Raw genomic sequence first — 25028 nt, forward strand, 5'->3', positions numbered from 1 at the left:
GAGCCTCCACCTTGTGGGAAAGATCGGGTGTATGGTACCCTGGCATCGGCGTACTCCTTTCCCCTCCCCGGCCAGGGAGGTTCCGGTGTGTGATCCCTTGGAAAGGGTACGCCGCTTGAATTTACACACCTTTTGATCCTAGCTCCCTTCGATCTTGAGGCATCGGACTCGCGTCACTTTGAACGCGGAGCCTGTCCGCCGCCACGCCAGGCGCTCGGGATCCCAACCCCGAAAGATTCGCTACGTTATGGGGCGCTGAAAGGGTCTCAGGCCGGAGAAGAAGCCGGGGGTGATCCGGCGCCTTCCTCCCAGCGAACGCGGTCCTTTTTGATCCTTTTGTCGATCCCCGCGATTCGGTTTGCCACTTCACTCGTTTGTATCGCGGCGACTACCTTGGATGTGTCCGTCAGGCTTGCGTGAAACGGGCTCACAGACAATGGAAGCCGCGTTTCCGGCAAGGAATGCTGGGGAAGGAACACCCCCAGACCGGAAAATAGGGCGCGTAAGGAGGCTGCCACGGCTTCTCCGATCATGCCTCCGAGCCATCTAGCAAGCGCTCTCATCGTAAAGTCCAGCGTAGGCAGCAAGAGCGCGCTCCCAGCCACGATGATTCCTGCACCAATCATCCGGAATGTCAAAGGTCTCACATTGTCCCATCGCTTCTCCATTATGTGATCCCTCCCGGCCCGGATTTCCCCCTCCGGCAGGTGACTCCATGTTATTCCCTGCCAAGAGAGCACATAAACTTTTCGGTGGTCGAGTGCATACTTCGACTGAACTAATCCGAAAACTGCACTATATGAGCAGATAAACATAAGTGCCCAATGGTGAGTTGTGGGTAAGACTGAAGGTGAGAGGAGGTATACACATGCGAATAGCCATGGTCCTCGTCCTTGCCGTCATTCTGATCCCAGCCCTGGGGCTCGCCGGAGTCGGCCAAGCCCAGGCTCAACCCCTGCAAGTCTCGCCGGTCCCCATCTGGGGGATTGTTCTGGGGACGGTTATCGTCGCCGGGCTCCTCTATCTGATCGTGCACGGCCCGGACGGGGGCTACTACCGGTATCCCTATTACGGCGAATACTACCGCGTTTACTACCGGCCGCAATACCGGCCGTACACCGGCTACTATCTCGTGTCCGCACCGGTCATCATAGTCGCACCGACGATTGCCGGGGTCGTGCTCGGGGTCGTCGTTGTCAACAATCTTGAATACGTCATGACACGTGACGCCTACGGCCATCTTTATCGCTATCCCTACTACGGTCCGTACCGCCAATACTATTATCGCGCAACGTATCGGCCATACGTGGGACCCGATGTACGAGCCTATCAGAGTGCTCCAGTGCGCCAGGGCGATCGCCGCTGGGACACCGACACTAGAAATCTTGCACCGGCCTACCAGCGGCCCCAGCGCCAGCCGAGTCCGACCTATCAGCAGCCCCAGCGGCAACCGAATCCGGCGTACCAACAGCCGCAGCGGCGGCCGAGTCCGACCCATCAGCAACCCTATCCGCAGCCAAACCCGACCTATCAGCAGCCGCAGCGGCAACCCAATCCAAGCCAGCACGGTGGTCGAGGCAACCCTGGCGGGTCCCCCAAGTCGCAGCAGAGGTGCGGACACCCCCAGGAGCAGCCCTGTCCCAACAACACACAGCATCAGTAAGATTCAGCACTCTGGCAACCGGCCCCGTCTGGAGCCCACCGCTGGGCACAGCCGGGGCCGAGCCGTCTCTTCATAAAAGACGATCCGGCCGGAGGACGTCCAGAGGGAGGCCCGGAACGAACACTGAATTGGCTGAAGCGACCGCATCCGCCGGTAGCCGAACGCGAGTGCGCGCCTTCCCGGAGTGGAAGCCTAACAGCGCGCGCCCTCTTCGTACCATGTTTCCAAACCCTCCAAAATGGGAACAACGGAATTGCGGTTCCGCGCAACATCACTCTCTTGCGGCTGTGATTCCCTGAAGGAGGTGAAGCAAATGCCGTTTTGGCTGAGGTGGTTCTTCATCGGTGGAGTGGAGGCCGCTGCTAGATGACGCCAGTAAGCGTAGGATGGACCTGATACTTGTCTGGAGGCTGGACCGAGCCTTCAGAAGCGTCCTAGATGCTTCTACGACGCTGGAGCGGCTCCGTGGCTGGAACGTAGGCCTCGGCTCGTTTAGCGAGCCCTGGCTGCACAAAACGTCGCCGTTCGGGGAAACCCTCTACTACATCCCCGTCGCGTATGCCCAGTTGGAAGGAGGCATCCTGAAGGAGAGAGTTGGAGATCGCGCTCCAGGTCCCGCCTGTCGAGAACACGGTTGCCGTCCTCCCCTCTGTGGTGGAAATGTATCTGAACGACCTCATGGGAGCGCTTGGACGTGATACTGAACGTACCAGGAGCCTGCTGGCGAAAATGATAGGCCAATCACCCTAAGGTGAGACGGAGACCGCCTCGTCGCCGAACTTCAGGGGAATCTCCCTGCCTTGCTGGAGTTGGATGAGGAGTTGTATAACCGTGGTGCCGGGAGGAGGATTCTTTCCGAATCGCAAAGTTGGCCTGTGACGACGTGCCTAGCCTCCTGAGCTCACTGCCCGACGCCGTGGCCGACGCATAGTAGCGGGGGGATTCAGAACGAACTTTGCACTCCTCCTGTTCCGAAGGTCAAGCTCCGACTCACAGAGAAAAGAACCTTGCTGGGGAAAGTGCGGTAATTGAAAGACTTAAATGCGCTAACTAAACGGTTTTAGTAAAGCACAGTAGGCAATCGTGTGCGCTACAGGAGTGAAATCAGCCCAGTCGTCCCATGGATGTGCACGTGACGCGCGATTGGTGGCTGATGCCCGTGGCTGGATTCCAGAAGATAGCCGTAAGTCGCGTTACCACTAATGGCAGCGACTAGAATCACCACGATCACCGTGTTTGGCTCTGGCATTTTCATGAAGTTAGAGATTCACCACCTAGCAGAGGACCCCTTCCCGAGACGTGCGCCACAGCCGCGCCACCGTGCTTAGGATCCAGTGGGGGGACGGGGCATAAGATCGTTTGGCAGTGGCGAACTTTCCACTCGCTGGTTGTGCTGAGAACCAGGTCTATGTGATCCTCCGGACACTAAAACGCGCCCTCTCGCCACGCAACGTTTCATGGGCGTAGTGATGGGCGTGATCCCGCAACCCCCAGGAGAAGTGCGGACACCCTCAGGAACAGCCCTGTCCCAACAACAAACAGCATTAGCAAGATTCAGCATTCTGGCAACCGGCCCCGTCTGGCGCCTACGGTGCACAGCCCGGGCCGAGCCGTCTCTCATACAAGACGATCCGGCCGGAGGAGTTCTGGGGACATTTCTAATAGGAGTGCGTAAGTATAGTAACAGCGGCTTGGCAAGGGCGCGTGCCGGAGCTCTACCGCCACCCCTGGTACATCAGGTCGAGGTGCCAGACCTGATCCAGGGACTCCCGCGCCCGCGGCCGCGTCAGGCAGGGGGCACCTCGCCCCATAGATTTGACCGGGCCTCGTCGACTCCGGGTAGCATGGGACTTCTCACTCAATTTCCGGCCGTTTTATCCAAAGACGATCCGAGCAACACACTATTTCTCAACGATGACCTTCTTCATATGGTCCCAGGCGCCCACTTTCCGCCCTTGGAAGTCGCGCCCTGCCGTCGCGAGTGTCAACAACGTCTAGGGGAAACCACACCTAGCCCATCGCCTCCCACCCCCACACAGGCTGGGATCCCGCCAGGATGCGCTCTTTGAGTCAGATTTCATTATCCAGCGGGGACCAAGGAGCCGGACCGCATCCGATGCCTCTACATCCCCGGAGCCCGTCGACTTCCCTCACAAATCCGATAGTTCCCCAAACCTCAACCCTCCAGTACTCCAACGTCCCGCGTGCGCGCCCCGGGGGGAGGATCGGCTCCCCGCATGTGAACCCGCTACGCTGCGACGCATGGCTCTGGTGTAGGCCGGGGGGCCGGAAACATACGCCAGAGACGGTAAGGCCCAAGGTCTGGGCCGATCAGGCCCCATGCTGGCTTCGCTTCTCCGGTTGAATAAGCGTAGAATGAACTTGTTTCCCCCTTACTCGACGATAATTTCCTCGGCAATCAGTCAGCCGCCCTGAATCTTCACTACTCCGTCGATTATGGTCTGGCGAAGCGGCGGCGGGTTTGGACCCAATTGGGGCAAGCGGTAATCACGGATCGCGGGCGCGACTACTTGGTGCGACGGGATCTGGGGCATCATCCGTACTATATCATCGCGCTAGGAAATCGGCACCAGCAGACAGACATAGGGAGACGGAGGTAGGAACCATATGCATCTGAGTGCACGGCGGTATGAGAATGTGACCAATCCTCGCGAACTGGGGCGGCACGTCAACGAGACCTTTATCCCGTTGATCAGCGCGGTCCCCGGGTTCATCGCGTATTATTTCACCGATGCTGGGAACGGTACGATGCTCTCCACCAGCATCTTTACGGACAAAACAGGCGCTGAGGAATCCAATAGGGTAGCAGCGGAATGGGTCAAGAAGAATCCGAATGTGCTTCCGACTGCCACGCGAGTGACGACCGGGGCAGTGCTCGGACACAAGGGGGCGGGGGAACTGCTCGGGCAAAAGGTCAAGTAGGCCAGGAAGTCGGTTGCGAGAGGGCGAGGGCCGGGAAACACTCCGGCCCTTCTCTCTTAGCCAACTTGAAGCAAGCCTTGTGGTGGTTCAAGGCCCAGTACCAGAAACATGCTGAGGAAGCCGCTTCCGGGAAAGACCGCGTGATTGAGTGTGTCCGGAAAAATCTAAATCCGAGAAGCCAAAGAAGCAATGAGTGGGGGACCTTCCGCACCGGCACGTCGAATAGGTCGTCGGACCCTCCAGGCGGACAGGCGGTTGAGGATCGTTGAGGATTATCGCTAGGAAGACCCCAAGGTCAGACCCCCCTACTGCCGAGTGCTGCCGAGATGTGCCTGCGGGACCTTCGGGGGACGCTTGGAACCGATCCGGACTACGCGCGGGGCCTCCTTGCTAAACTCATCGACTCGATTACCCTGCGGAAAAAGGGCGGCCTTGGCTCCGAGTACGATAACCATGCGTGCCGGGAGCCCGTCTCCCGCATTATACAGATGGCCTTTGGCGACCGGAGCGGTGGCCTGACCACGTCTTTCCCCATCTTCAGGTGGTCTTTTTGACTGGATAAGAGACTGCCGCAGACCTGGGTCATTGACCTGTTCGTACAGGAGGCCGCTCAGACAGTGGAGGAGGACGAAGAGCGCGAATCCTTAGACGTAGGTTGCATCGATACCTTGCCTGGATGCGCGGGTCGTGACATCCGCCTTCACTGCCACCAACCATTGGCAAGCCCAAAAGCCCACAAGCCGGGGCGTAAACAGCTCAAACGACTTCCGCTACGGCAATGACTTGAGCGGTTCGAACCTATCATGCATTATCTGGTCTCCGCGTTCACGCATAGCGCCATTGCGGACGGCAGGTGAGAGAATCCACGCTTGCGCCGCGGCACGACTCTGCTGCTGGACCCAGTCCGTCCGAGGTCTGCGCCTAGCCACATACGCGTCCAGGGCCTCCTCAATGCTCTGTTCCGACCGGAGGGCCTCTGCCAGCACGAATGCATCCTCGATGGCCATACACCCCCCCTCGCCCATGTGCGGCGGGCCGGCGTGGGCGGCGTCACCGATCAACACCACCCGCCCGTTGTGCCAAGAGAGGCGGTCTACCCATTCGATGGCACCGAAGTGAAGCTGCTCGTCGCATTCCATGGAGGCAAGATACTCAGGCACCGGCCCCCCAAACTCCTCGAAGCGGCGCCGAAAGCGTTCCAGCCGGCCCGGAAGCGGATCGTCGATGCGCGGCCCGCCGACGGCGCCAAACCCGTACGTGCGGCCGTCCCCCATTGGAACGACTCCAAAATAGCGGTCATCGCCCATGAGGACCTTCATGTTGGTGACCCCTTGCGGGCGGGTCGGCGAAATACTCCGCCATACCATGTGTCCTGCATATACTGGCGAGCCCTCTCTCATCGTGACAGCGCTCACGGTTGAGTGAATTCCGTCGGCGCCGACAACCAGGTCGTAATCTCCTGAGGAACCGTCACTGAATCCCACCAAGACCTTCCCATCGGCTTGTGCTACGGACACGACGGCGACACCCAGTCGGAAAGGCACTTCGGCGGCTCCGGCGAGAAGCGCTTGATGCAGCTTGACGCGCTCGATGCCAATGCATGGACCCACCTCACCCCACAGTTCTTCCAGGTCGGTGTCGCACAGCATCTCCCCCTGCTGGTCAAAGAATCCCCACCGCCGGATGACCGCGCCGGCCTGCTCCACGGCCTCGCCCACGCCGAGAGCCCGAAGCGCTCGGACCCCATTGGCAGCAAGATTGATGCCTGCTCCAATCGCGGGCCACCCCTTGCTGCGTTCAACCAGCTCTGCGGCGAAGCCTTGACGGTGGAGGGCTGTCGCCAGCGAAAGCCCGGCAATTCCTCCGCCGGTGATCAGAATCCGTTTGATGTCCGCCACATAAGACCCCCATTGTGGTACGCTTAGACGGCATGCTTGAATTGGGCACGCCAATTCAAGCGGACGACGAAACGAGAATCAGGGGGGGCACGGTTCTCGAGTCTGAATCGGCGAGAAGCAGAAGACAGAAGATATTGTCGATCCCTGAAGCCATACTGATTGCCATCTCGATACCCCCCCTTCGCTAGCCCTCGCCAGGGCTCACACTAGAGGAAATTCGGGATGGCGTCATCGGGGAAAAGCCCTACTCGGGTACCTATTTGGCGGTTTGAGGGTACCTACTTCGTGCCAAACAATGTTGAGAGACAGCTGTCTTGGATCATTACGTGCCAGACACTCCTACGCAACGTGTTCCGTTTGACAAAAGGGCATGATGAAGGTGACGATATGTTGATCAGTCTGGAGAGGCCCTCGCCAGTCCACGCTCGACTGCCCAAGCGGCAATCTGCGCTCGCGAGTGGAATGCCAGTTTATTGAGGATGTGCTGGACGTGAGCATCCGCTGTTTTCTCTGCGATCACCAGTGCGGCGCCGATCTCGCGGTTCGTGAGCCCCTGTGCTATCAGCACCGCCACTTCTCGCTCGCGGGGGGTGAGGCCGCTCAATTGTTCCGAAGACGTCTGTTTTGGTGTTCCCACAGGATGGAATGCGGCACTCAACATTGGAGTCAGCGCATATTCGAAGGCCTGCTCCAACGTCATGCCACGGCCCTCCGCGCACGCTCTTGCAAAGACCCTCTCACCGAGGCGATCGCGCGTGGTGACAAGGCGTTGGCCGTAGTCGGCTTGGTCGGGAGTAAGGCGACGGAAGCCAAGGGTTTCCTGTAGCGCTTCTGCTGCTCCGATGAACCGGGCCGCCCGTTCGTACTGTCCCTGTGCGCAGGCCAGCCCCGCGAAGCCTTCTAGACACTCTTCGGTGCCCCACGTGTTCCCCAATTCTCGGCTGAGGGCAAGGCTCTCTGCGAAAAATGCTGCTGCCCGCCCATGATCGCTCAGATGTAGGGCCACGGTGCCCAAGCCGCGAAGCACAAGGGCGATGAGCCATTTGTCACCTACTTCTCGGGACAGAGCATGGCTTTTTTCATAGTACGCAGCAGCCTGCTCATAGTCCCGATGATAGCGGGCCACAACCCCCAGGTATGCAAGGGCCACGCTGATGCGCCAGCTATCCCCCAATTCTCCGGAAAAAACCAAGCTATTCTCCAACGACGCCTTCGCTCGAGTGGCATCGCTTTGAAGCAACGTTGTGCCCAAAGCGAGGTGGTGCCATGCAATTTCGTCTCGGTCGCCCAGTTCGCAGGACACAGCCAGGCCCTTCTCTGCCAACGCAGTCGCCCGGGCGTCGTCTCCTTGACGCCACGCTAGCTGTGCTGCTCCCCTAAGGGCTTTCGGCAGAGCCGGGATCGATGTATCGTCGATCGCAGACAATGCTCCTTCCAGCCACCCGCGGCCCTCGCTCCAATGTCCATGCAAGAGCCAAAATCGATACAGAGCCCCCGCTAATCGCAACCCCGCCTCGACGCTGCCTGTCTCCCTTTTGGCCCACTCCAGCGAGGCGCGCAGGTTGTCGTGTTCTGCCTCCAGCCGCTTGAGCCAGTTTCCCTGTGCAGGACCTCGCAGCCCCGGCTCAGCCTGCTCCGCCAGTCCTAGGTACCACTCAAAATGCCGCCTCCGGACATCCGCTGCTTCTTCCGTCTCTTCCAGCCGGTCTCGGCCATATTGGCGCACCGTCTCCAGCAGCCGGTACCGGGCCTCCCCACCCTGGGTATCCGCCACCACCAGTGACTTATCCGTTAGCTGCGTAAGGAGGTCGAGGACCTCATGGCGCAGGATGCGCTCTCCGGAGCAGACGGCTTCGGCCGCCTCCAAGGAGCACCCACCGGCAAAGACCGACAGCCGGTGTAACACGGTGCGTTCCTTCTCTGATAGCAAATCGTAACTCCAGTCCATTGCGGCGCGCAGTGTCCGATGTCGAGGCACGGCCGTACGACTTCCGCCGGTCAGCAGTCGAAACCGGTCGTCTAGCCGTTGCGCAATTTGCTCCACCGCCAGCACCTTCACACGCGCCGCCGCCAACTCAATGGCGAGAGGGATGCCGTCTAACCGATGGCACACTTGGGCGACCGCCGGCGCGTTCCTCTGGGTGAGCGTAAACTCGGGTTGGTTGAACGTTGCCCGCTCCACAAAAAGACGTGTCGCCTCGTACTGCATGAGGTCCTCAGGTGCCCCAATGTGCCTGGGGTGGGGCAGCGAGAGGGAGGGGACGCGATAGATCAGCTCACCGGCGATGCCTAAGCTTTCCCTGCTCGTTGCCAGGATGCGGATATGGGGACAAACCTGCAGCAGCCTTTCGGCCAGTTGCGCACAGGACTCCAGCAAATGCTCACAATTGTCCAAGAGGAGCAGCAGCGCCTTGGGACGCATGTGGTTCGTCAGTGTCTCGATCAACTCGCGGCCCGGTTGCTCGAGCACGCCGAGTGCAGCGGCGACGGCCTGAGGGATAAGAGCGGATTTTGAGAGCGCGGCCAATTCTACCCACCAGACCCCGTCTTTGGCCTCTTCCTCCGGGTGGGCCACCACCTCGAGTGCGAGCCGCGTCTTACCACAGCCCCCTGCGCCTGTGAGCGTGAGCAGACGAGTATCGGGGAGCAGATGATTGATCTCAGCGATCTCCCGCCCCCGCCCAATGAAACTGGTTAGCCGATGGGGAAGGTTACTAAGCATGACATGTCCTTAGTGCAAGCTAACGATACCACCTTCCTTCCACCAAATGTATCACTCTGATTGGTGATGTTTCGGAAGCAAGGGACTATTGAGCAGTGGGAACAGGGTCGGGCAATCCAAGAACGTCCAACTCGGATCCCGCTTGCAATGATCGACGGTGAACCTCGTGGAGTCAAGCAAGTAGTAGGCTAGAGCCAGAGAGCATGGTGCCGGGAGCCCGTCTGATACGCTACCGAACATGCTCCGGGACCGTATTATCCTTGTAGCGTAGACACGACCCCCTGAGTGCGATTTCGACTTCCGCGAATTCGCCTTCTATGGCTGAGTATGACTCCGAGAACGGGGCGCCGGCGCGCTTCGAACCGATGGGGCGACATCAGGTACGGCATTAAGGCCATGCTGGCGCCGAGCGGGGGCTTCGAACCCCCGACGGCACCAGGATCGCCGGATCCGGATGACGAGGTCGAACACCTCGGCCACGCGTGATGACAAGGCCTGGCGCGCGATCGGCCTCCCCAGACGGCCATACCGACCGGCACGTGCCTTTGGCAGCTGCACTCATTCTGCACTTGTAGAAGACATGGGCCGACACACACGAGCGGCTAGCCCGCAACCTTATCGTAACAGGTCATCTGCACCGATAGACCATCTCCTCCGATAGTGAGTCTTGTGGGCCGCGACGCTCAGTCGACACTCGAGCACACATCACGGCTAGGCTCCTTGTCGGCTAGTCTCGAATCTGGTTCTAACTCCATCACACGATACCTCTCGATCCCGCGACGAACGATTGGTGCATCACTGGTACGGATTAGAAGAAGAGTGAGGCGTCGGTAGACCGGTCCTTCAAGGAACTGTCTACACGGCCGGCGGGATGGGTATGCCGTAGGTGCGTAATTCTTGAGGAGGACGTAAAATGGAGAGCCCATGGCTTGTCTTTGCGACGATCGCTGGGCCGATCGCCGCCGTCATACTCAGCGCCATAATCGTCAACCTACTCGAACTGCGCCCACGGCTGTTTACCTGGTACGAACAAATCACCTCGGTCACGCTACGTCCCCCGGACAAATCTGTCATCCCAGTCAATACACATGCGTTTACGGTCCGAAACGTCGGTCGACGTCCTGCGCATAACGTAAGTGTTTCCCACTTCTCACTACCCGATTACAATGTCGTCCCGCCCGTCCCGCACGAACGCAAGGACTTACCGCAAGGTGGTGTGTCGCTTATCTTCCCGACCCTCGCTCCCAAAGAACAGGTTACTATCACTTATATCTACTTCCCGCCAGTAACCTGGAGTCTAATCAATGCTGGGGTGCGTTCTGACGAAGCCGTCGCGCAACCAATCACCGTGCTTCCCACGCGCCAGTTCGCGCCATGGGTATATCGCACGTTTGCAGCACTCTTCTACATGGGCGTGTTCCTAGCTGCGTATCTGCTCGTTCGCTTCGGGATTTGGGTTTCCACAATCAAGCATGCCTGACCACGACGAGCGACGCCTGTTGCCCTGCATCCCGCTCGGGCTTAGCGATCCCCTCGTTGCCATGCGCTCGCGCGACTCGAACGACCGCCTTGCTCTCCCTCGCCTCGCTGCGCGGTGAATTTCAAGGGTCCGCGGAGGGGGGTGAGCATGGGGCTTTCTGGTTGCGTGATCTTCACTGTTACCTCCTCTGATGGATACATCTAAAAATCTATTGCGCCCTAAGCACCCGAGGAGCCGGACAACCAAGGTTGCTTGCCTCTAGGTGGCCGGACATAAGAGTCGATTATACAGCGTTACAGTACATGCGGCGGCCCTGGGTAGTATCCAATTTGCGTCCTGTCCATAATGATGCAATTGATTGGTGTACCTACGACACCGCCAGGATGATTTTGGGCCACAGCGTCGACCACTCCAAACATTCGAAGAGCGATCTCCTCAGGTGAACCAGGGACTTTACCCGGATTGTCCCTATCAGCCTGTTCGGCCGACGATCGGTATTCCTCGCACAACTTCTGGGATCCAATGACGGCGGTGAGATCTGTGACCATCCGGACAGGAGGATCCGCCATAAGGTCAATCACAAAAGCTGCTAGCGTGTGATCTTTTGGATGGCGGGCGGCGAGCAATAGTTGACACTCCCTCAGTTCTAGCTCCGCCGACGCTTCCTGAGCGATTTCATAGATTCTCGTTGCGAGGGGAAATGGTTCGAACGGAAGTCCTCCTTCAAGGATTGCAGCCGTACGTTTAAGAACTTTCTCGAGGATTGCCACGTTGCCCGCGACCGCGACAGCCACGTCTTCGTTCAGGACAAAAAGCTTTACTGCACCGTCTGCGAAATCTCCGGTGTTTTTGTCCGAAACCCGGCTGTCTCCGACCATAATAAGCGCTTCCTGCGGCTCGACATGTGCGACTTGCTCAAGAAAGCTTCGAATGGCCCCTGTTGGGAAATGCTGGATCGCGCAGAGGGTCATTATGATCCTCTTACACCTCTTGCCTTTAACGTAGAATACCCTGCCCCATTACATTGACAAAATCATCTTCTGTCAGGTGCGGCCATGACGATTCTTCCGATCGACCGGGCGCGGCCCCGACAGAGCACTCAGGACATCACACTGGCCTCGGGGAGGAGCCTCCTCTCTCGCCGACGTCCCAGGGGGACGTCACGTTATCTGGGTAGGCAAATCGTTGCGGACATCATGCGCTGGCTACACTTCTACCCCCCGCAAGGGAAGATCTAGATCGAAATATACTTCGCTTCAACACGCGGAAAGCATGAGCCTGCCTAGAACACGCCCAAACTGGCCTGCTGACAGGTTCGACCACATGGCCATAGAATCATTATTCCAATGGCCCGTGGGAGACTCAAGCAGTGGCTCGGTTGCGACGTGCCCAACTCGAGTAAGACAATTTGACATTTACCTTCAAGCAGGCAGGTCTCCAAGCGCTAATATTCATCTTAGTTCCGCGCCGTATGCCTCATCACCGGTACTTGTATCGACAATTCGATATACGCTTGGCGAACTTGTCGCACAAATTACCACATCATCTTGTTCATCACCACTGAACGCAGAGCTGTCATCTACTCGGTAAACGTGGCCTGACGCCATAATCAGAACGTCGCCATTCGTTGAAATCTGATTGATAGTATCCGTGTCACAAGCATCAGCGTGTGCAATCGACAACCCACTGAACAGAGCGAATATCAGCAGGGCGATAACTCGCTTCATGTACGCTATCACTCCCTTTTCGGAAAGATGTAATGACCCCTCTACTCATTTGATGACTTGAATACCCTAAATTTGCGCAGGATAGCTCGGCCCTGTGCCGCACGGGGTGAATACCCTATCCCGGAACTTCTTGAATGGTCCGAGAGGGTCAGACGACAGGTCCCCTCCCAGGCCGCAGGCCGATAGCAGCTCCCGGCCTGACCCCGGCAGTGGGGACCCCGCAGGAGCCCGGAGGGTGCATAGAAACCATATTCTCATATCCCCGTCGCAGGAAACCGACCTAGCCACTACAGGCATATAGAATCACTACTCTATTATGCCTGTGGGTAACCCGTCGGGCCGCCGCATTCCATGTATGCTCATGATGTTCCTTACAATCTCAGAATAAGGCTCTCCCGATGATGGGACAACAGAAATTCCTAGGCCTCTAACCCCTTCCCGACTTCTGAATCTCCCTCACCAATGAAAAGGGTTTGAAGTGAAGTTGCAAGAGGGGGTCGTTGCACTAGGACTCTCCTAGCCGCTCATTGTCACAAAACACAGAGTGCTTTATCGAGTGATTAGGCGTCCATTGCGCCAACGAGCATGCACATCATCCGGAAACGCAACAAAGTCAACGGTGAGGTGTTGATCCCTCTGGAATCGGGCATCCCTTCGCTCCAATTTTTCGGCCACCCGGTCAACGATTCGCTCCAGCTCCTCTACGGCTGGGATAGTGTCTGCCGCGATGTAACGGAACTCCACAACAACATAATGACCTCCCGGGGATTTTAAAACTGGGAAGGGTTTACTGAAACCGCCACCGAGCTCCTTAGATATTTCCTGACTAATCACTTGAAGCTCGGGAGCGGCTTGAAGCTCATTGCGCTTGCCCGCCAAAACCGTTGCTAGGGCCAGGACCGCAATGATTCCATCCCTTGTATCTTTGTCCTTTAGGTGCGGAGGAAGATGACCAGTCTGATGCACGACCACATTCCTCCAATTGATCGCACCAATTACTTTTTGAAGGTCAATTTTGCGCAAAGCCTCATGCCCCACCGTTAACTCCAACATGATGGTAACCCGATCACGTAGACCCAGCTTGGGCCCAAGGAATTCCTTGATACGGTCATTGGGGACGCCTCTGAGTTGAAAGAATAGACTCAAGTATCGAGCTAGTACAATTTCAAGACAAATCACCGCCTCCAATAAAGCGTAACGGAGATTATCCAGACGCATGTGCTCAATTGCGTTCACGAAAAATTCCTGCTCGGGCGCGGGCGGTTGATTCTCTGCAATAGCCTCTGTGATATCAAGCCAAGTGCCTACCCGGAGTTCTCCCGACGGTGTCGCCGTTCCGCCACGCACTGAGGCAATGAAGCCCGCGAAAGGATCATCTTGCATTCTTACTAGGGTGCGTGGGGCGCCAGCTGCATCATCTACTGTTACTAGCCATCGCTCGATATATTTCTCCGCCTCGGAGAGGTTAATCTTCAACTCTGACACATGAGCTACTCTTCCAGTATTTCTGATGCCCCGCAAGATGCGGTTTGCTATTGTCACAAGGATAGGAATAAGGGCAGACCAATTTTGACCTTCCACCAGCACATCAATCTGACTTCCCTGATCATTCAGCTCGATTTCTAAGCCGCTGCAATGCTTAACATAGTGCTCTGGAGGGGGCAAATCAGGTACTTCAAACGGGTCCAAGTGCCCGACTGGACGGTACTTGACGCGAATCTGACCGTCCTCAAAGGCGCCACCCAATGCTAACGCGTCCGGCCATGGGCCAAGAGCGTAAATATCAATGGGAATAGTGTATCGAAGCATCATCATTTTCGCTGCCCAAGAGAGTATGCCTTTGGCAACATCCTGCGTGCGGCGTCTCGTTTCATGATTGTCATCCTACGGCCCCCCTCCCGCCGTCGTGCTGTCGCACCCTGATCTGCGTATCTCATGACTCCGCAAAAACGGGCGTGGGCCACTCACCACGCTTATGCCCATATCGTTCTCCAGATGGCCCAAGCGGCTCAGGGATGGCCAGGAAGGACCCGGCAGGCTTCATCTAGCCTGGGCCGCCGTTTGAAGCGCCCAGAGGCCAAATCTCCATAAACCAAAGAGACCTTCTAGCGGAGGTTTCGCGGGAGCCAAACTGTGGCCGAAAGGAACTCCTTTGGGCCAGGGCCGGCGGGCATCTGCGAGTGCTTGATTTACACGGCTCAGCGGGGCAATCAGGAGACCTCCCTTTCGACAACTTGGGATCACGAAGCGCGCTTCGGACGATCTAGAACTACCGGGTTCTTAGTTGACTCGACAGCCCACCCGGCAGGCCGCGCGCTCGGCAGGCTGCCCAAGGCTGGTGTTTTGCCATCTCTCAGTCCAACAGGTTCGCGAAGGGCCGTTTCCCGTACGCGGCGCGAAACTCGCCAATCAGACGGCGTTCCGCTTCGCGCGGGTGGTCGTCGATCTGCCATGCGATCATAAACCCGTCAGCTCCCTTGACTTGCCACAAGAACCTCCCCCCATGATGCCCCACCGCTTTGCCCGCTCCGAAGTCGATAAGCTGCCGCACGCGCTGCCTTAGATCCCGCGCTTCGCCAACGTATAGAATCTGTGCGCCTTTGACCCAATTCTCTTCGAGGACCTTGATAGCGACCGTCGGATCCTTGCCGCGAAAGCGGCCCGCCTTGCTACGGTCGAGGAACTGAGGAGGATCGTCCGAGTCTCGCAACATCACATACACGCCGGACGCGTGTGGGATGCGTTTTGCGCGGTCGCCCAGAAGGTCACGGACTGTCACGAATTCTTCGAACCCTCGTCGTTGCAGTTCGGTTCGCCTGAATGTCATCTTGTCCCGATAGCGCTGCTGCTGGCCGGCTTTTTGATGCGCACGGCAAGCGAATCGACGATGGGGACCCGCGAAAATCCAATGGGTCCCCTTTCTGCACCACAGGAGCCGCCAGCCCGCCCACTCAAACAGCGCGCACTCAAGCACGATTTCCCATCCGAGGTCACCGCGCCAACACACATCCGGTAGGTCGTCGAGGTTCACGCGGACCTGCCATTTTTCCCGTAGACGCCTGACCGACGCCCGATTCACCCTCAGCGACCCGATCGACACGGACGAATGCTGGCCGAACAGCTTAATCAGGTCACCGGCCAACCCATACGGTTCCAGCCTGCGCTGATATCGTTGTGGGGCAGACGTCATCGCCTCTACGACAAGACGCCTCAACTCATCCTTGACCTCGTTAAAGCCACGCGCCTCAGCCGGCACGGGCGTGCTGTCGTCACCCTGGAAGAACCGCTGCGCTTCGTCTTCCGAAGCCGCATCCTCAAAGAAGACCTTACTCATGGGCGGGAGCTCTCGGGCGAGGATCGCTTGCGCCTCTTTGCGGCCTGCCTCGCCTCGGGCGAACAGGTCGAGCAGCTGGCCGGCGGCCTCGTAGTCCTGAAGAACCACTTCCACATCGGAGCGGGCGGGTGCTCCGTCTGGAGAGATGAACGTCCCTACCGTGTAGTACTTTCGCCGCGAACTGCCCTCCCGCTCGGGCCCCCGTGGCTGGCCCGTTTGCGCACGTGTAGACTTCTGCCTCCCGGCGCCACCTTTTTTTCGCATCGCGGAGCCGTATCTCCCAGGGCTTTCCTCGCAGTAGACGTGTGAGATTTCCCGCAGAGTGCGCTACACTCCTGGCACCACGACATACGAGGTGACGCGGATGCAGCGATGGCTGACGGTTTCCGAGGTAGCGAGGCGGCTGGGCCTGAGCCCTGATGGCGTTCGCCATCTGGAACGAAGGGGCCGCCTCCGGGCAATTCGCACTGAGGGGAAAGCACGCGTGCGCTTGTTCCGAGAAGCCGAGGTCGAGCGGCTTGTGAAGCGTCGCCGGGCGTCGCAGTCTGGGCCGGCGGAGAGGGCTCCTCAAGCTGAGCTCCCGGCGGCCGTGGGGGCGGCGGGGTGACAACCGCCAAAGGAAAACCGGGCCGTTGCAGGCGGCCCGGCAAGCGAGAGACTCCGATGCGTTCTGAGCTTATCAGAATCTCGGCCGTCTTGGAAGCGCTTCTGCCCGAGCTATATGCGCGCATCCCTGTCTATTGCCTCCGTCAGCTCGCCGAAGACCCGGACATCCCTGCCTGGATGGTACAGTGCGTGCACGCCGCCCTCGACTACAGTGTCGACTGGCCTGTGACGACTAAGCGCACCGCCCCTGGCCGCGGGAAGGACCGTGGATGAGGAGCTTCTCTGTCTCCGAGGAGGGACGCGAGACCGTCATCACCTGGACGGGCACGGATGGCGGCCGGGCGATCATTTACACGGGAGGCGGCCCGCCGTGAGCGGGATCTACCCTTCTTCTCCTCCGCACAATCTGGAAGCTGAGCAGGCGGTCCTCGGCTGCATGCTGCTCGACCACGACGCAATCGCCCGGGCGGCCGAAGCCCTGCGGCCCAAGGACTTTTACCGCGGCGACCACCGCATTATCTTCTCCACGATGCTGGACCTGTCAAAGCGCGATGAGCCGGTGGAACTGATCACGGTCTGCAACCGCCTCGCCAATATGGGCAAGCTGGAAGACGTTGGGGACCGGACCTACATCGCCTCGCTGCCCAACGTCGTCGCCACTGCCGCGAACGTGGAGTACTACATCCGCATCGTGCGGGAGGGTGCCGAGCAGCGCGAGTATCTCGCGCTCGGCATGAAACTCCAGACAGAGGCCAACACAGGAGCGTCGGTTGAGACGCTGGAGGGCATCCGTACCGCCTGGATTCCCCGGGACCGGGCGGAGACCAGGACCGGACTCGTGCCGGCCGCGGATCTCAAGGCTGAGCCCGTAAGCTGGCTCATCACCGAGCTACTGCCGCGCGGCATGCTGGCGCTCCTCAGTGGCCGCGACAAGCGGGGCAAGACGCTCCTTGGCATGGAGATGGTTCGCGCCGTCCTCCGGGGTGAGGCTCTGTTCGACCATTTCCCCTCGGTGTCTGGGCCCGTCGCCGCGTTCCTGCTTGACGATCCCGAGAGCCTCACGCGAGGGCGGCTCGAACAGCTCGGTTTGCTACAAGATTCGCGCCTGCATGTCTCCACCGCCAGACGGGCGGATCTGAGTGACCCCCTCGCATTGCTTCGGGATGTTGAACGGGACATTGTCCGCGTCGGGGCAATCTTTGCTCTCCTGGATGCCCTCTATCTCTTCGTGCCAGCGAGCCATGAGGCGGCGAACGATCAGGCCCGCATGGGGCCTGTGATGGCGGCGCTCGACGGCATCCCGGACCGCACCGGGGCGACGGTCCTAGTCATCGCGCATGACAACAAATCGGGCCAGGACGTGGCCGGCTCGCACGTTATCCGCGCCCGTGCGAAGGTCATCATGCGCCTCGTGCTTCCCCGCGATGCCGAGGAAGATCCGGACGAGGGTCCGATAACACCGCACCGCTTGCTCCGCGTGGAGTCCAAGCTAGTCCCGGCGACCTCGTGGGGTTTGGAGCTCCAGGGCGTCGGTAAATGGTCTTTCCACGGCACCGCGCGGGACTCCCGAACTGCCACGATCCGGCGTGAGGTTGTGGATTTCCTCGCCAAGGGCGGTCGGGGGTCGGTCAAACAGATCGCGACCGCGCTTGGCCGGCGGCACGCGGAGGTCGAGGAGGCTCTGAAGCAGCTTTTGGGTGAAGGCGCTGTCGCCTGCACCCCCGAGAGGAGCGGTGGTCGGGGGAGACCGCTCCTCGTTTACACCTGGAATTTCCTTCCCGGGCTGAAAATTCAGGATGGCATGCCGGAACGAAATTCCGAGCCCGAAACGCTTGCGGCGCAAGGGTTTGCGACGAGCGGGCAATTTCGTTCCCAAGACTTCTCCCCTAGAGAAAATCCACCGGAAGGAAATTCTCGGACACCGGATGACGGCCAGCGTACCTGGGTAGAGGCCATAGGCCGGGATCGGGGATGGCCCAGGGTGGAGATCGACCCGGGGGAGGTCATCGCCCCGGGGGAAGCTGCCTGGCGAGCGTTCTCCCGGACCTGTGATGATGGCCAGCTTGCCCGTGCGATCACGGTCCTGCGATCTTTAACGGGGGAACCCGGCGCCTGATGCCACGGGTGGTGGTCCACGTGGGCCATGTGCTCGACATCCTGGGCCGGCTGCCGGCGGCTTCGGTGCACAGCGTCGTCACCTCGCCCCCCTACTACGGGCTGCGCGACTACGGCCTGCCGCCCCAGGACCCTACCCGCTGCCGTATCGGCACCGCCAGGCCCGGCCCGGTGACGTGACCGTGCCCAGGACCGCCGCAGGACATCGCCAGACCGGGCGTCGAACCTCTCCGCCGCCGGAACCGCCCATGAGCGACCTGGAGCGCGCTATGCTCGACCACCTGGCTGAGATCATCGCCCGGGATATCCTGCGCCGGCGGAAGCACGACCAGGAGGCAGCCTCGTGAGCGGTAGCAGCAGAGCCGCGATCTATGCCAGGTATAGTTCCGACCTTCAACGCGCCACGTCACTCCCGGATCAGATCCGCTTGGACCGCGAGTTCGCTACGAGGGCGGGCTACAGCGTTGCGGATGCGCACGTCTGCACCGACGCAGAGATCTCCGGCACAACCGCGGAGCGGCCCGGCTACCGGCGCCTCCTGGGTCTCGCCAAGGACCACGAGATCGACGCGATCATCTGTGAGGCTCCCGATCGGCTGTGGAGAGACGCCGGGGAGATGCACCAGGCGTTGAAGCGGCTCAAGTACTGGGGCGTGCGCGTCCTCTCAGTTGCGACCTCGCCGGGCATCGATCTCACCGATCGGGTGGGAAAGATTCTCTCCTCGATCATTGGGCTCAAAGACGAGTTGTTCGTGGAGGACCTCAAAGACAGAGTGCGGCGCGGAATGATAGGTCAAGTCCACCGCAGGTTCAGCGTAGGGGGCCGCGCGTTTGGCTACCGCTCCGAACCTGTGCAGGAAGAGACCGGGAAGGTCATCGGCCACCGTCGCGTCATTGACCCCGGTGAGGCTGAGACCGTTCGCTACATTTTCCGTTTGTACTGCGACGGCCTCACGCCCCGCGCTATCTGCCACCGTCTGAATGCGGAGCGCGTCCAACCGCCGCGGGGTCTCCGAGGCCGGAAGACTGGATCGTGGGCGCCCGCCACCATCGCCGGCTCGACGGCGCGTGCATTGGGCATTCTGAACAACCCACTGTACACGGGCAAGATTGCGTGGAACCGTTCATACAAAGTCCGCGACCCCGAGACCGGCAAGCGCCACATGCGCCCCCGTCCTCGGGCTGAATGGGTCTGGGCCGACGAGCCATCGTTGCGGATCGTTTCTGACGACCTGTGGGAGCGCGTGCAGGCGCGTCGCCAGCAGCGCGCGTGGGTGCCCGGGGCGCGCGAGGGAGCCCGCCCGAAGTACCTGCTCAGCGGTCTGCTCGTGTGTGGCGAGTGCGGGGCGCGGTATGTGATCCAGACCCACCGCGCCGGCAGTGACGGACACTACGGCTGCGCCGCGCATGCCGACCGCGGCCCAACGGTCTGCGCGAATGGGCGACTGGTCCGCCGCGAGGTGGCCGAGCAGAAGATCGTGGACTACGTATTCTCCGACCTGTTCACGCCTGCCAGGCTCGACTACCTCACGCGTGCCGTGAACTCGGCCTTGGAGCGAACGCTTCGACAGGCTCCGGACACGGCCGCTCAGCGGCTGGACGCGCTCCGGACCGCCCGCCGGGAGCTGGAGAACATTGCGAACGCCATCCGGGCCGGGATCATCACGCCGACGACCAAGACGATGATCGAGGATGCCGAGCGGCGTGTGGCCGCACTGGAGCAGGCCGCTCGCGACGTCCGGCGGCATTCCGCGCCCGTAGTCTCGGTGAAGTCTGTGGTTACGGGCTATCTCACAAACCTGCGAGAGATGTTGGGGACGAACGTGGACGAGGCCCGCCGACTGTTGGCGCGCGCCCTCGACAAGATCGTTCTGCAACGCGACGGACACCGCTTGGTGGCTGAGATCACCGGCAATTTTGCGGGCATCCTGCCTATGGGAGAGGCCGTGTTCGGTAGCGATGGTGCCGGGAGGGGGATTTGAACCCCCACGGGTTGCCCCACACGCCCCTCAAACGTGCGCGTCTGCCAGGTTCCGCCATCCCGGCACGTGATGCCGTCGCGCAACCAGCGCCACGGCATCTCTGTGCGACCCCATTATACGAACCGCTCGAGAAAAGTGTCAATCGCGGAGTCGTGGACCGGATTTGCGCTCCTAAGGACGCGACACGTCCCCGACCCATCGGACCGGGCCGGGTGATGGCTCGGATCCTAGGGGCGCAACCTCGCACTCGGCGTCCGCCCGGGAGTTCGACCGCGCTTCGCAAGCGGTCTGCCATTTACCTCGCGGAGGTCCATCGTCATGTCGATTGGGGACGCCGAGCTCACGTGGCTGCCCACGCCGAAGGCATCGGCCCCCGATTCGGTCAGTGCACGAATACGTTCGGGTGTGAGCCCTCCCGAGACAAAGATCTGAACGTCCTTGTGCCCCGCGAGATCCAATCGGCTTCGCACTTCTCGAACCAAATCTGGCGTGACACTTCCCCGTTCCCGAGGGGTATCCAATCGGATCGCATTCAGATCCCGCCCGAGCGCCTCCGCGACACGGAGCGCCTCTACAGCTTCGTCCGTAAACGTATCGACGAGGACCAGACGGGGAACGCGCTCGGGCATCTGCTCGTGATATGCCGTGGCCGCCCGCACCGTATCGCCCACAATCAGGATGAACGCATGCGGCATCGTCCCGACCGGCTGCTGACCCGCGAGCTTGGCACCAAGGATGCAGGCCGCTCCCCGCATGCCTCCAATCAACGCCGCCCGCTCCATCACCGGCGCCACGGCGGGGTGAACGTGGCGCGCGCCGAAGACGTATGTAGGTTTCCCCGCAGCCGCGGTCACGATCTCCTGCGCGGCCGTTGCCCACCCACTCGGCTGAGCAAGCATGCCCAGGAGCACCGTCTCAAACATGCCGAACTGTGCGTACGGCCCTTCGATTCGTATGACGATCTCTCGGGCAGAAAACCGCTCTCCCTCAGCGAGGCTATGGATCTTTACCCCGCGGTCTCGGAGGAGGTATCGGAGCTCCTCGACTCCCACAAAGACCCCATCATGGCTGGGGAACACCTCCGCGACCACAGGGGTCTCGGCCAGTCCCATTGATCGAAGGATCTCCATAGTCCGGACAAAATAGATGTCGGTGGTCAGGCCGGCGAGGATCTCCCGGTGGGTCGCGCTGTGCAGACGTCGCGTCCCGTCAACAACATAACGGTGCACGTCCTCGATCGAGGACAGCGGTGGAAGTTCGCGGGTCACAGAACGCTAGGGAAACAACCGGCCGTAGTGGGTCAACACCAAGTACAGGGACGTCGCACCAAAAAGAATCGCCAACGACGATGTCACCCGAAGCAGCAGAGTTTCCCGGGGTTTCGGCCCGTGGAATAACCTGGCCCCTCCGCCCCCGATCGAACCGAGCCCCTCCCCCTTGGGTCCCTGGAGCACGATCACGCCGATGACCGCCACCGCAAACACAAAATGAAAGATGAGGACCACGTTCGTCACCAGCGCACCTCCACGATTAACCCATTAACAGTACCACAAGGCGCGGGGGTTCGTCACCCCGTTGCCGCCCGAACGATGGCGGCGAACGCTTGGCTGTCCAAACTGGCTCCGCCGACGAGGGCACCGTCGATCTCGGGCTGCTCGAAAAACTCACGAATGTTGTCGGGTTTGACGCTTCCGCCGTAGAGGATCCGCACCTCCCCCGCGGCGGCTGCCGCTCCCCCCGCCGCGAGCACCCGGCGCACCACCCCCGCGACCCGGCCCGCCTCCGCCCCGGTGGCGGTCTGCCCGGTGCCGATCGCCCACACCGGCTCGTACGCCACAACGAGGCGCGGGAGGTCCGGTGCCGCCATCTCGCGAACTGCCGCACGCACCTGCCGGGTGATCACCCCATCGGTCTCCCCTGCCTGTCGCTCTTCGAGGCGCTCGCCGACGCAGACGATCGGGACGAGGCCGCCGGCGAACGCCGAGCGCACTTTCCGTCCGACCGCCTCGTCGCTCTCCCCAAAGTACAGACGGCGCTCAGAGTGGCCGATCAGTACCGCACGGCAGCCAACGTCAACAAGCATTGCCGCACTGATCTCGCCGGTAAAGGCCCCCTGTGGCTCCCAGTGCATCGTCTGTCCACCGAGAACGAACGTCGTACCGCGGAGTGCCTCCGCAACAGCAGCCAGAGCGGTGGCCGGTGGACAGATCACGACTTCCACGCCGCGCAGATCCCGGAGGGCGGCCTTGACCTCGGCGACCAAGCGGAGGCCCTGGGGGACCGTCATGTGCATTTTCCAATTGGCGGCGATGAGGGGAGTTCGCACGGTCAGGTGGCGTCCTCGAGCACGGCGACACCCGGGAGGACCTTACCTTCCATGAACTCCAGTGTGGCGCCGCCGCCGGTACTGACATGCGTCATCTTGTCCGCATACCCAAACTGCTCGACCGCCGACGCGGTGTCCCCACCGCCAACGATCGACTCGGCGCACGACTCCGCCACCGCTTTCGCGATTGCCCGCGTGCCACCGGAGAACGGGGCAAGCTCGAACACACCCATCGGCCCGTTCCAAAGGACGGTCCCAGCCCCCGCAATCGGGGCGCCAAATGCCGCCTCGGTCCGCAAACCGATGTCGAGCCCCATCCACCCGTCGGGGATAGCTCGGGCACTGACGGTCCGCACCTCCGCATCGGCCGCCGGACGCTGGGCCGCGATGACGTCCAGCGGGAGCAGCAGGCGGACTCCTCGGTCGTTCGCCTCCCCCATCAACTCGCCGGCCAAGTCGAGTTTGTCCTCCTCGCAGAGCGACCCGCCAATCTGGCCGCCGGAGGCCCGGAGGAACGTGTAGCACATCCCCCCGCCGATCAGCATCGACTGGGCGAGCCGAAGCAGATTGCGGATGACCCCGATCTTGTCCTCCACCTTCTTGCCGCCAAGGATGACCACCAGTGGCTTCGTGGGCGCTTCGAGGACCTTTCCGAGGAACAAGAGTTCCCGTTCCATCAGGAGCCCCGCAACGGCGGGGAGGATCTTTGCCACCCCCACGGTGCTGGCGTGGGCGCGGTGGGCGGTGCCGAAGGCGTCGTTCACGTAGATCTGCGCGGTGCTGGCGAGGGCGCGGGCGAAGGCGGGGTCGTTGGCCTCCTCCTCCTTATGAAACCGCAGGTTCTCGAGGAGGACCACATCCCCGGGTGCCAACGCCCCTACCGCGGCATCGACCTCGGGGCCGACGCAGTCATCGAACTTGGGGACCGGCCGATGCAGCAGTTCCGCCAACCGCCGCGCCACAGGGTCCATCCGAAGGGCGGGATCGGGGCCCTTCGGCCGGCCCAGGTGCGAGGCGAGAATGACCGCGGCCCCGTGATCGCGGAGATAAGCAATCGTCGGCAGCGCCGCCGTGATCCGATGATCGTCCGAGATCCGCCCCTGCTCGATCGGAACATTGAAATCAACCCGGACGAAGACCCGCCGACCGGAGACGTCGATGTCGCGAACGGTCTTCTTTCTCACAACCCTCGGCTGCTCATGTAGACGACGAGGTCGGCGACCCGGCACGAGTAGCCCCACTCGTTGTCGTACCAGGAGAGCACCTTGACCGCGTCCCCCACCACCATCGTGGACAGGGCATCGACGATCCCGCTGTGGGGGTCACCCTTGAAGTCCATGGAGACGAGCGGCTCTTCGGAATATCCGAGGTATCCCTTCAGCTCCTCGCCGGCCGCGCGCTTATAGGCCCGGTTGATCTCCTCGGCGGTGGCCGGCTTGTCGAGCGTTACGGTGAGATCGACGACCGACACCGTGGGCGTGGGCACACGGAGCGCCAGCCCGTTGAGTTTGCCTTTCAATTCCGGCAACACGAGGGAAATCGCCTTCGCCGCCCCGGTCGTCGTCGGAATGATGTTCAGCGCGGCCGCGCGAGCGCGGCGGAGGTCGTGGTGCACGACATCCAGGATCACCTGATCGTTCGTGTAGGAGTGCACCGTGTTCATAAACCCCGAGCGGATCCCGAAGTTTCGACTCAGCACCATCGCGGTCACCGACAAGCAGTTGGTCGTACAGGACCCGTTACTGACGATCTTGTGCTTCGCGGGATCGTAGGCGGTGTGGTTCACCCCCATGTTCACCGTCACGTCCTCGCCCGTCGCGGGCGCGCTGATCACGACGCGCTTGGCGCCCCCTTCGAGATGCCCCGCTGCTTTCTTGGCATCGGTGAACCGGCCGGTCGATTCGACGACGAGCTCCACGCCGCGATCCTTCCAGGGGAGCTTGGCCGGCTCTCGCTCGGAGAGCACCTCGATCCGCCGCCCGTTGATCACAATCCGGCCGTCCTGCACCTCGACCGTTCCGTTGAACGCGCCGTATGTGCTGTCGTGCCGAAACAGGTGGGCATTGGTCTTGACGTCGGTCAGGTCGTTCACGGCGGCGACCTCCAACGACGGATGCCGCTCCAGGATCGCCCTGAGCACCTGCCGGCCGATCCGCCCAAATCCGTTGATCCCGATCCGTGCCATACGCCGCCTCCCCTTCCCGACTCGTGCCTCTCGCCACCGCAGAGAGGA

17 protein-coding genes and 1 tRNA gene are annotated in these 25028 nt (G+C 60.9%); 6 read left to right on the plus strand and 12 right to left on the minus strand.

The window, feature by feature from the left end:
* Positions 1–868 precede the first annotated feature (868 nt).
* Both VKV57_02320 and VKV57_02325 read left to right on the plus strand, forming a co-directional pair.
* Positions 869–1663, plus strand: a complete 795-nt coding sequence (locus VKV57_02320; protein HLW58741.1) for a hypothetical protein — start codon at positions 869–871, stop codon at positions 1661–1663.
* A 2658-nt stretch (positions 1664–4321) separates the two neighbouring features.
* A complete protein-coding gene (locus VKV57_02325; protein HLW58742.1) occupies positions 4322–4606 on the plus strand; it encodes a hypothetical protein in 285 nt (94 codons plus the stop codon).
* A gap of 770 nt (positions 4607–5376) precedes the next feature.
* On the opposite strand, the gene VKV57_02330 is transcribed toward VKV57_02325, so the two are convergent.
* The gene (locus VKV57_02330) at positions 5377–6504 is read right to left on the minus strand and encodes an FAD-dependent monooxygenase (GenBank protein ID HLW58743.1); all 1128 of its coding nucleotides are present in this window, start codon (positions 6502–6504) and stop codon (positions 5377–5379) included.
* Between the two features lie 394 nt (positions 6505–6898).
* Positions 6899–9226: a LuxR C-terminal-related transcriptional regulator gene (locus tag VKV57_02335; GenBank protein ID HLW58744.1), complete on the minus strand. Its 2328-nt coding sequence runs from the start codon at positions 9224–9226 to the stop codon at positions 6899–6901.
* Positions 9227–10139: 913 nt separating this feature from the next.
* Between VKV57_02335 and VKV57_02340 the strand changes: the two genes are divergently transcribed.
* Positions 10140–10706, plus strand: a complete 567-nt coding sequence (locus VKV57_02340; protein ID HLW58745.1) for a hypothetical protein — start codon at positions 10140–10142, stop codon at positions 10704–10706.
* Positions 10707–10999: 293 nt separating this feature from the next.
* Here the strand turns inward: VKV57_02340 and VKV57_02345 are convergent, their stop codons facing one another.
* The 4 genes from VKV57_02345 to VKV57_02360 form a co-directional block, all read right to left on the minus strand.
* The gene (locus tag VKV57_02345) at positions 11000–11677 is read right to left on the minus strand and encodes a hypothetical protein (GenBank protein HLW58746.1); all 678 of its coding nucleotides are present in this window, start codon (positions 11675–11677) and stop codon (positions 11000–11002) included.
* A gap of 480 nt (positions 11678–12157) precedes the next feature.
* On the minus strand, positions 12158–12433 hold the full coding sequence (locus tag VKV57_02350) for a hypothetical protein (GenBank protein HLW58747.1): 276 nt from the start codon (positions 12431–12433) through the stop codon (positions 12158–12160).
* 549 nt (positions 12434–12982) lie between these two features.
* A complete protein-coding gene (locus tag VKV57_02355; GenBank protein HLW58748.1) occupies positions 12983–14248 on the minus strand; it encodes a hypothetical protein in 1266 nt (421 codons plus the stop codon).
* Between the two features lie 538 nt (positions 14249–14786).
* Complete coding sequence (locus VKV57_02360) at positions 14787–15875, minus strand: hypothetical protein (protein HLW58749.1); 1089 nt, start codon at positions 15873–15875, stop codon at positions 14787–14789.
* An 868-nt stretch (positions 15876–16743) separates the two neighbouring features.
* Between VKV57_02360 and VKV57_02365 the strand changes: the two genes are divergently transcribed.
* The 3 genes from VKV57_02365 to VKV57_02375 all read left to right on the plus strand — a co-directional run bounded on the left by VKV57_02365 (position 16744) and on the right by VKV57_02375 (position 20469).
* The gene (locus VKV57_02365) at positions 16744–18489 is read left to right on the plus strand and encodes a DnaB-like helicase N-terminal domain-containing protein (protein HLW58750.1); all 1746 of its coding nucleotides are present in this window, start codon (positions 16744–16746) and stop codon (positions 18487–18489) included.
* Complete coding sequence (locus VKV57_02370) at positions 18489–18668, plus strand: hypothetical protein (GenBank protein HLW58751.1); 180 nt, start codon at positions 18489–18491, stop codon at positions 18666–18668. The genes VKV57_02365 and VKV57_02370 overlap by 1 nt, the downstream gene beginning before the upstream one ends.
* Positions 18669–18831: 163 nt before the next feature.
* Positions 18832–20469, plus strand: coding sequence for a recombinase family protein (locus VKV57_02375; protein ID HLW58752.1), 1638 nt, complete (start codon positions 18832–18834; stop codon positions 20467–20469).
* On the opposite strand, the gene VKV57_02380 is transcribed toward VKV57_02375, so the two are convergent.
* The 6 genes from VKV57_02380 to gap form a co-directional block, all read right to left on the minus strand.
* A tRNA-Leu gene (locus VKV57_02380) sits at positions 20448–20533 on the minus strand. The two genes, VKV57_02375 and VKV57_02380, sit on opposite strands and share 22 nt — an antisense overlap.
* A 163-nt stretch (positions 20534–20696) precedes the next feature.
* Positions 20697–21698, minus strand: coding sequence for a nicotinate phosphoribosyltransferase (locus tag VKV57_02385; protein HLW58753.1), 1002 nt, complete (start codon positions 21696–21698; stop codon positions 20697–20699).
* A gap of 45 nt (positions 21699–21743) precedes the next feature.
* Entirely contained in the window at positions 21744–21983 is a 240-nt protein-coding gene (gene secG / locus VKV57_02390) for a preprotein translocase subunit SecG (protein HLW58754.1), read from the minus strand.
* 53 nt (positions 21984–22036) lie between these two features.
* Positions 22037–22795, minus strand: coding sequence for a triose-phosphate isomerase (gene tpiA, locus VKV57_02395; GenBank protein ID HLW58755.1), 759 nt, complete (start codon positions 22793–22795; stop codon positions 22037–22039).
* 2 nt (positions 22796–22797) lie between these two features.
* On the minus strand, positions 22798–23979 hold the full coding sequence (locus tag VKV57_02400) for a phosphoglycerate kinase (GenBank protein HLW58756.1): 1182 nt from the start codon (positions 23977–23979) through the stop codon (positions 22798–22800).
* Positions 23976–24980, minus strand: coding sequence for a type I glyceraldehyde-3-phosphate dehydrogenase (gene gap / locus VKV57_02405; protein ID HLW58757.1), 1005 nt, complete (start codon positions 24978–24980; stop codon positions 23976–23978). The genes VKV57_02400 and gap overlap by 4 nt, the downstream gene beginning before the upstream one ends.
* Positions 24981–25028: the final 48 nt, after the last annotated feature.

Source organism: bacterium (genome assembly GCA_035307765.1).
Classification (GTDB): Bacteria; Sysuimicrobiota; Sysuimicrobiia; order Sysuimicrobiales; family Segetimicrobiaceae; genus Segetimicrobium.

Excerpts from the sequence above, each read along its gene's own strand:
- VKV57_02350 (HLW58747.1), bottom strand. The coding sequence starts at position 12,433 with ATGAAGCGAGTTATCGCCCTGCTGATATTCGCTCTGTTCAGTGGGTTG.
- VKV57_02340 (HLW58745.1), top strand. The coding sequence starts at position 10,140 with ATGGAGAGCCCATGGCTTGTCTTTGCGACGATCGCTGGGCCGATCGCC.
- VKV57_02355 (HLW58748.1), bottom strand. The coding sequence starts at position 14,248 with ATGATGATGCTTCGATACACTATTCCCATTGATATTTACGCTCTTGGC.
- VKV57_02345 (HLW58746.1), bottom strand. The coding sequence starts at position 11,677 with ATGACCCTCTGCGCGATCCAGCATTTCCCAACAGGGGCCATTCGAAGC.
- gap (HLW58757.1), bottom strand. The coding sequence starts at position 24,980 with ATGGCACGGATCGGGATCAACGGATTTGGGCGGATCGGCCGGCAGGTG.
- VKV57_02320 (HLW58741.1), top strand. The coding sequence starts at position 869 with ATGCGAATAGCCATGGTCCTCGTCCTTGCCGTCATTCTGATCCCAGCC.
- VKV57_02370 (HLW58751.1), top strand. The coding sequence starts at position 18,489 with ATGCCACGGGTGGTGGTCCACGTGGGCCATGTGCTCGACATCCTGGGC.
- VKV57_02335 (HLW58744.1), bottom strand. The coding sequence starts at position 9,226 with ATGCTTAGTAACCTTCCCCATCGGCTAACCAGTTTCATTGGGCGGGGG.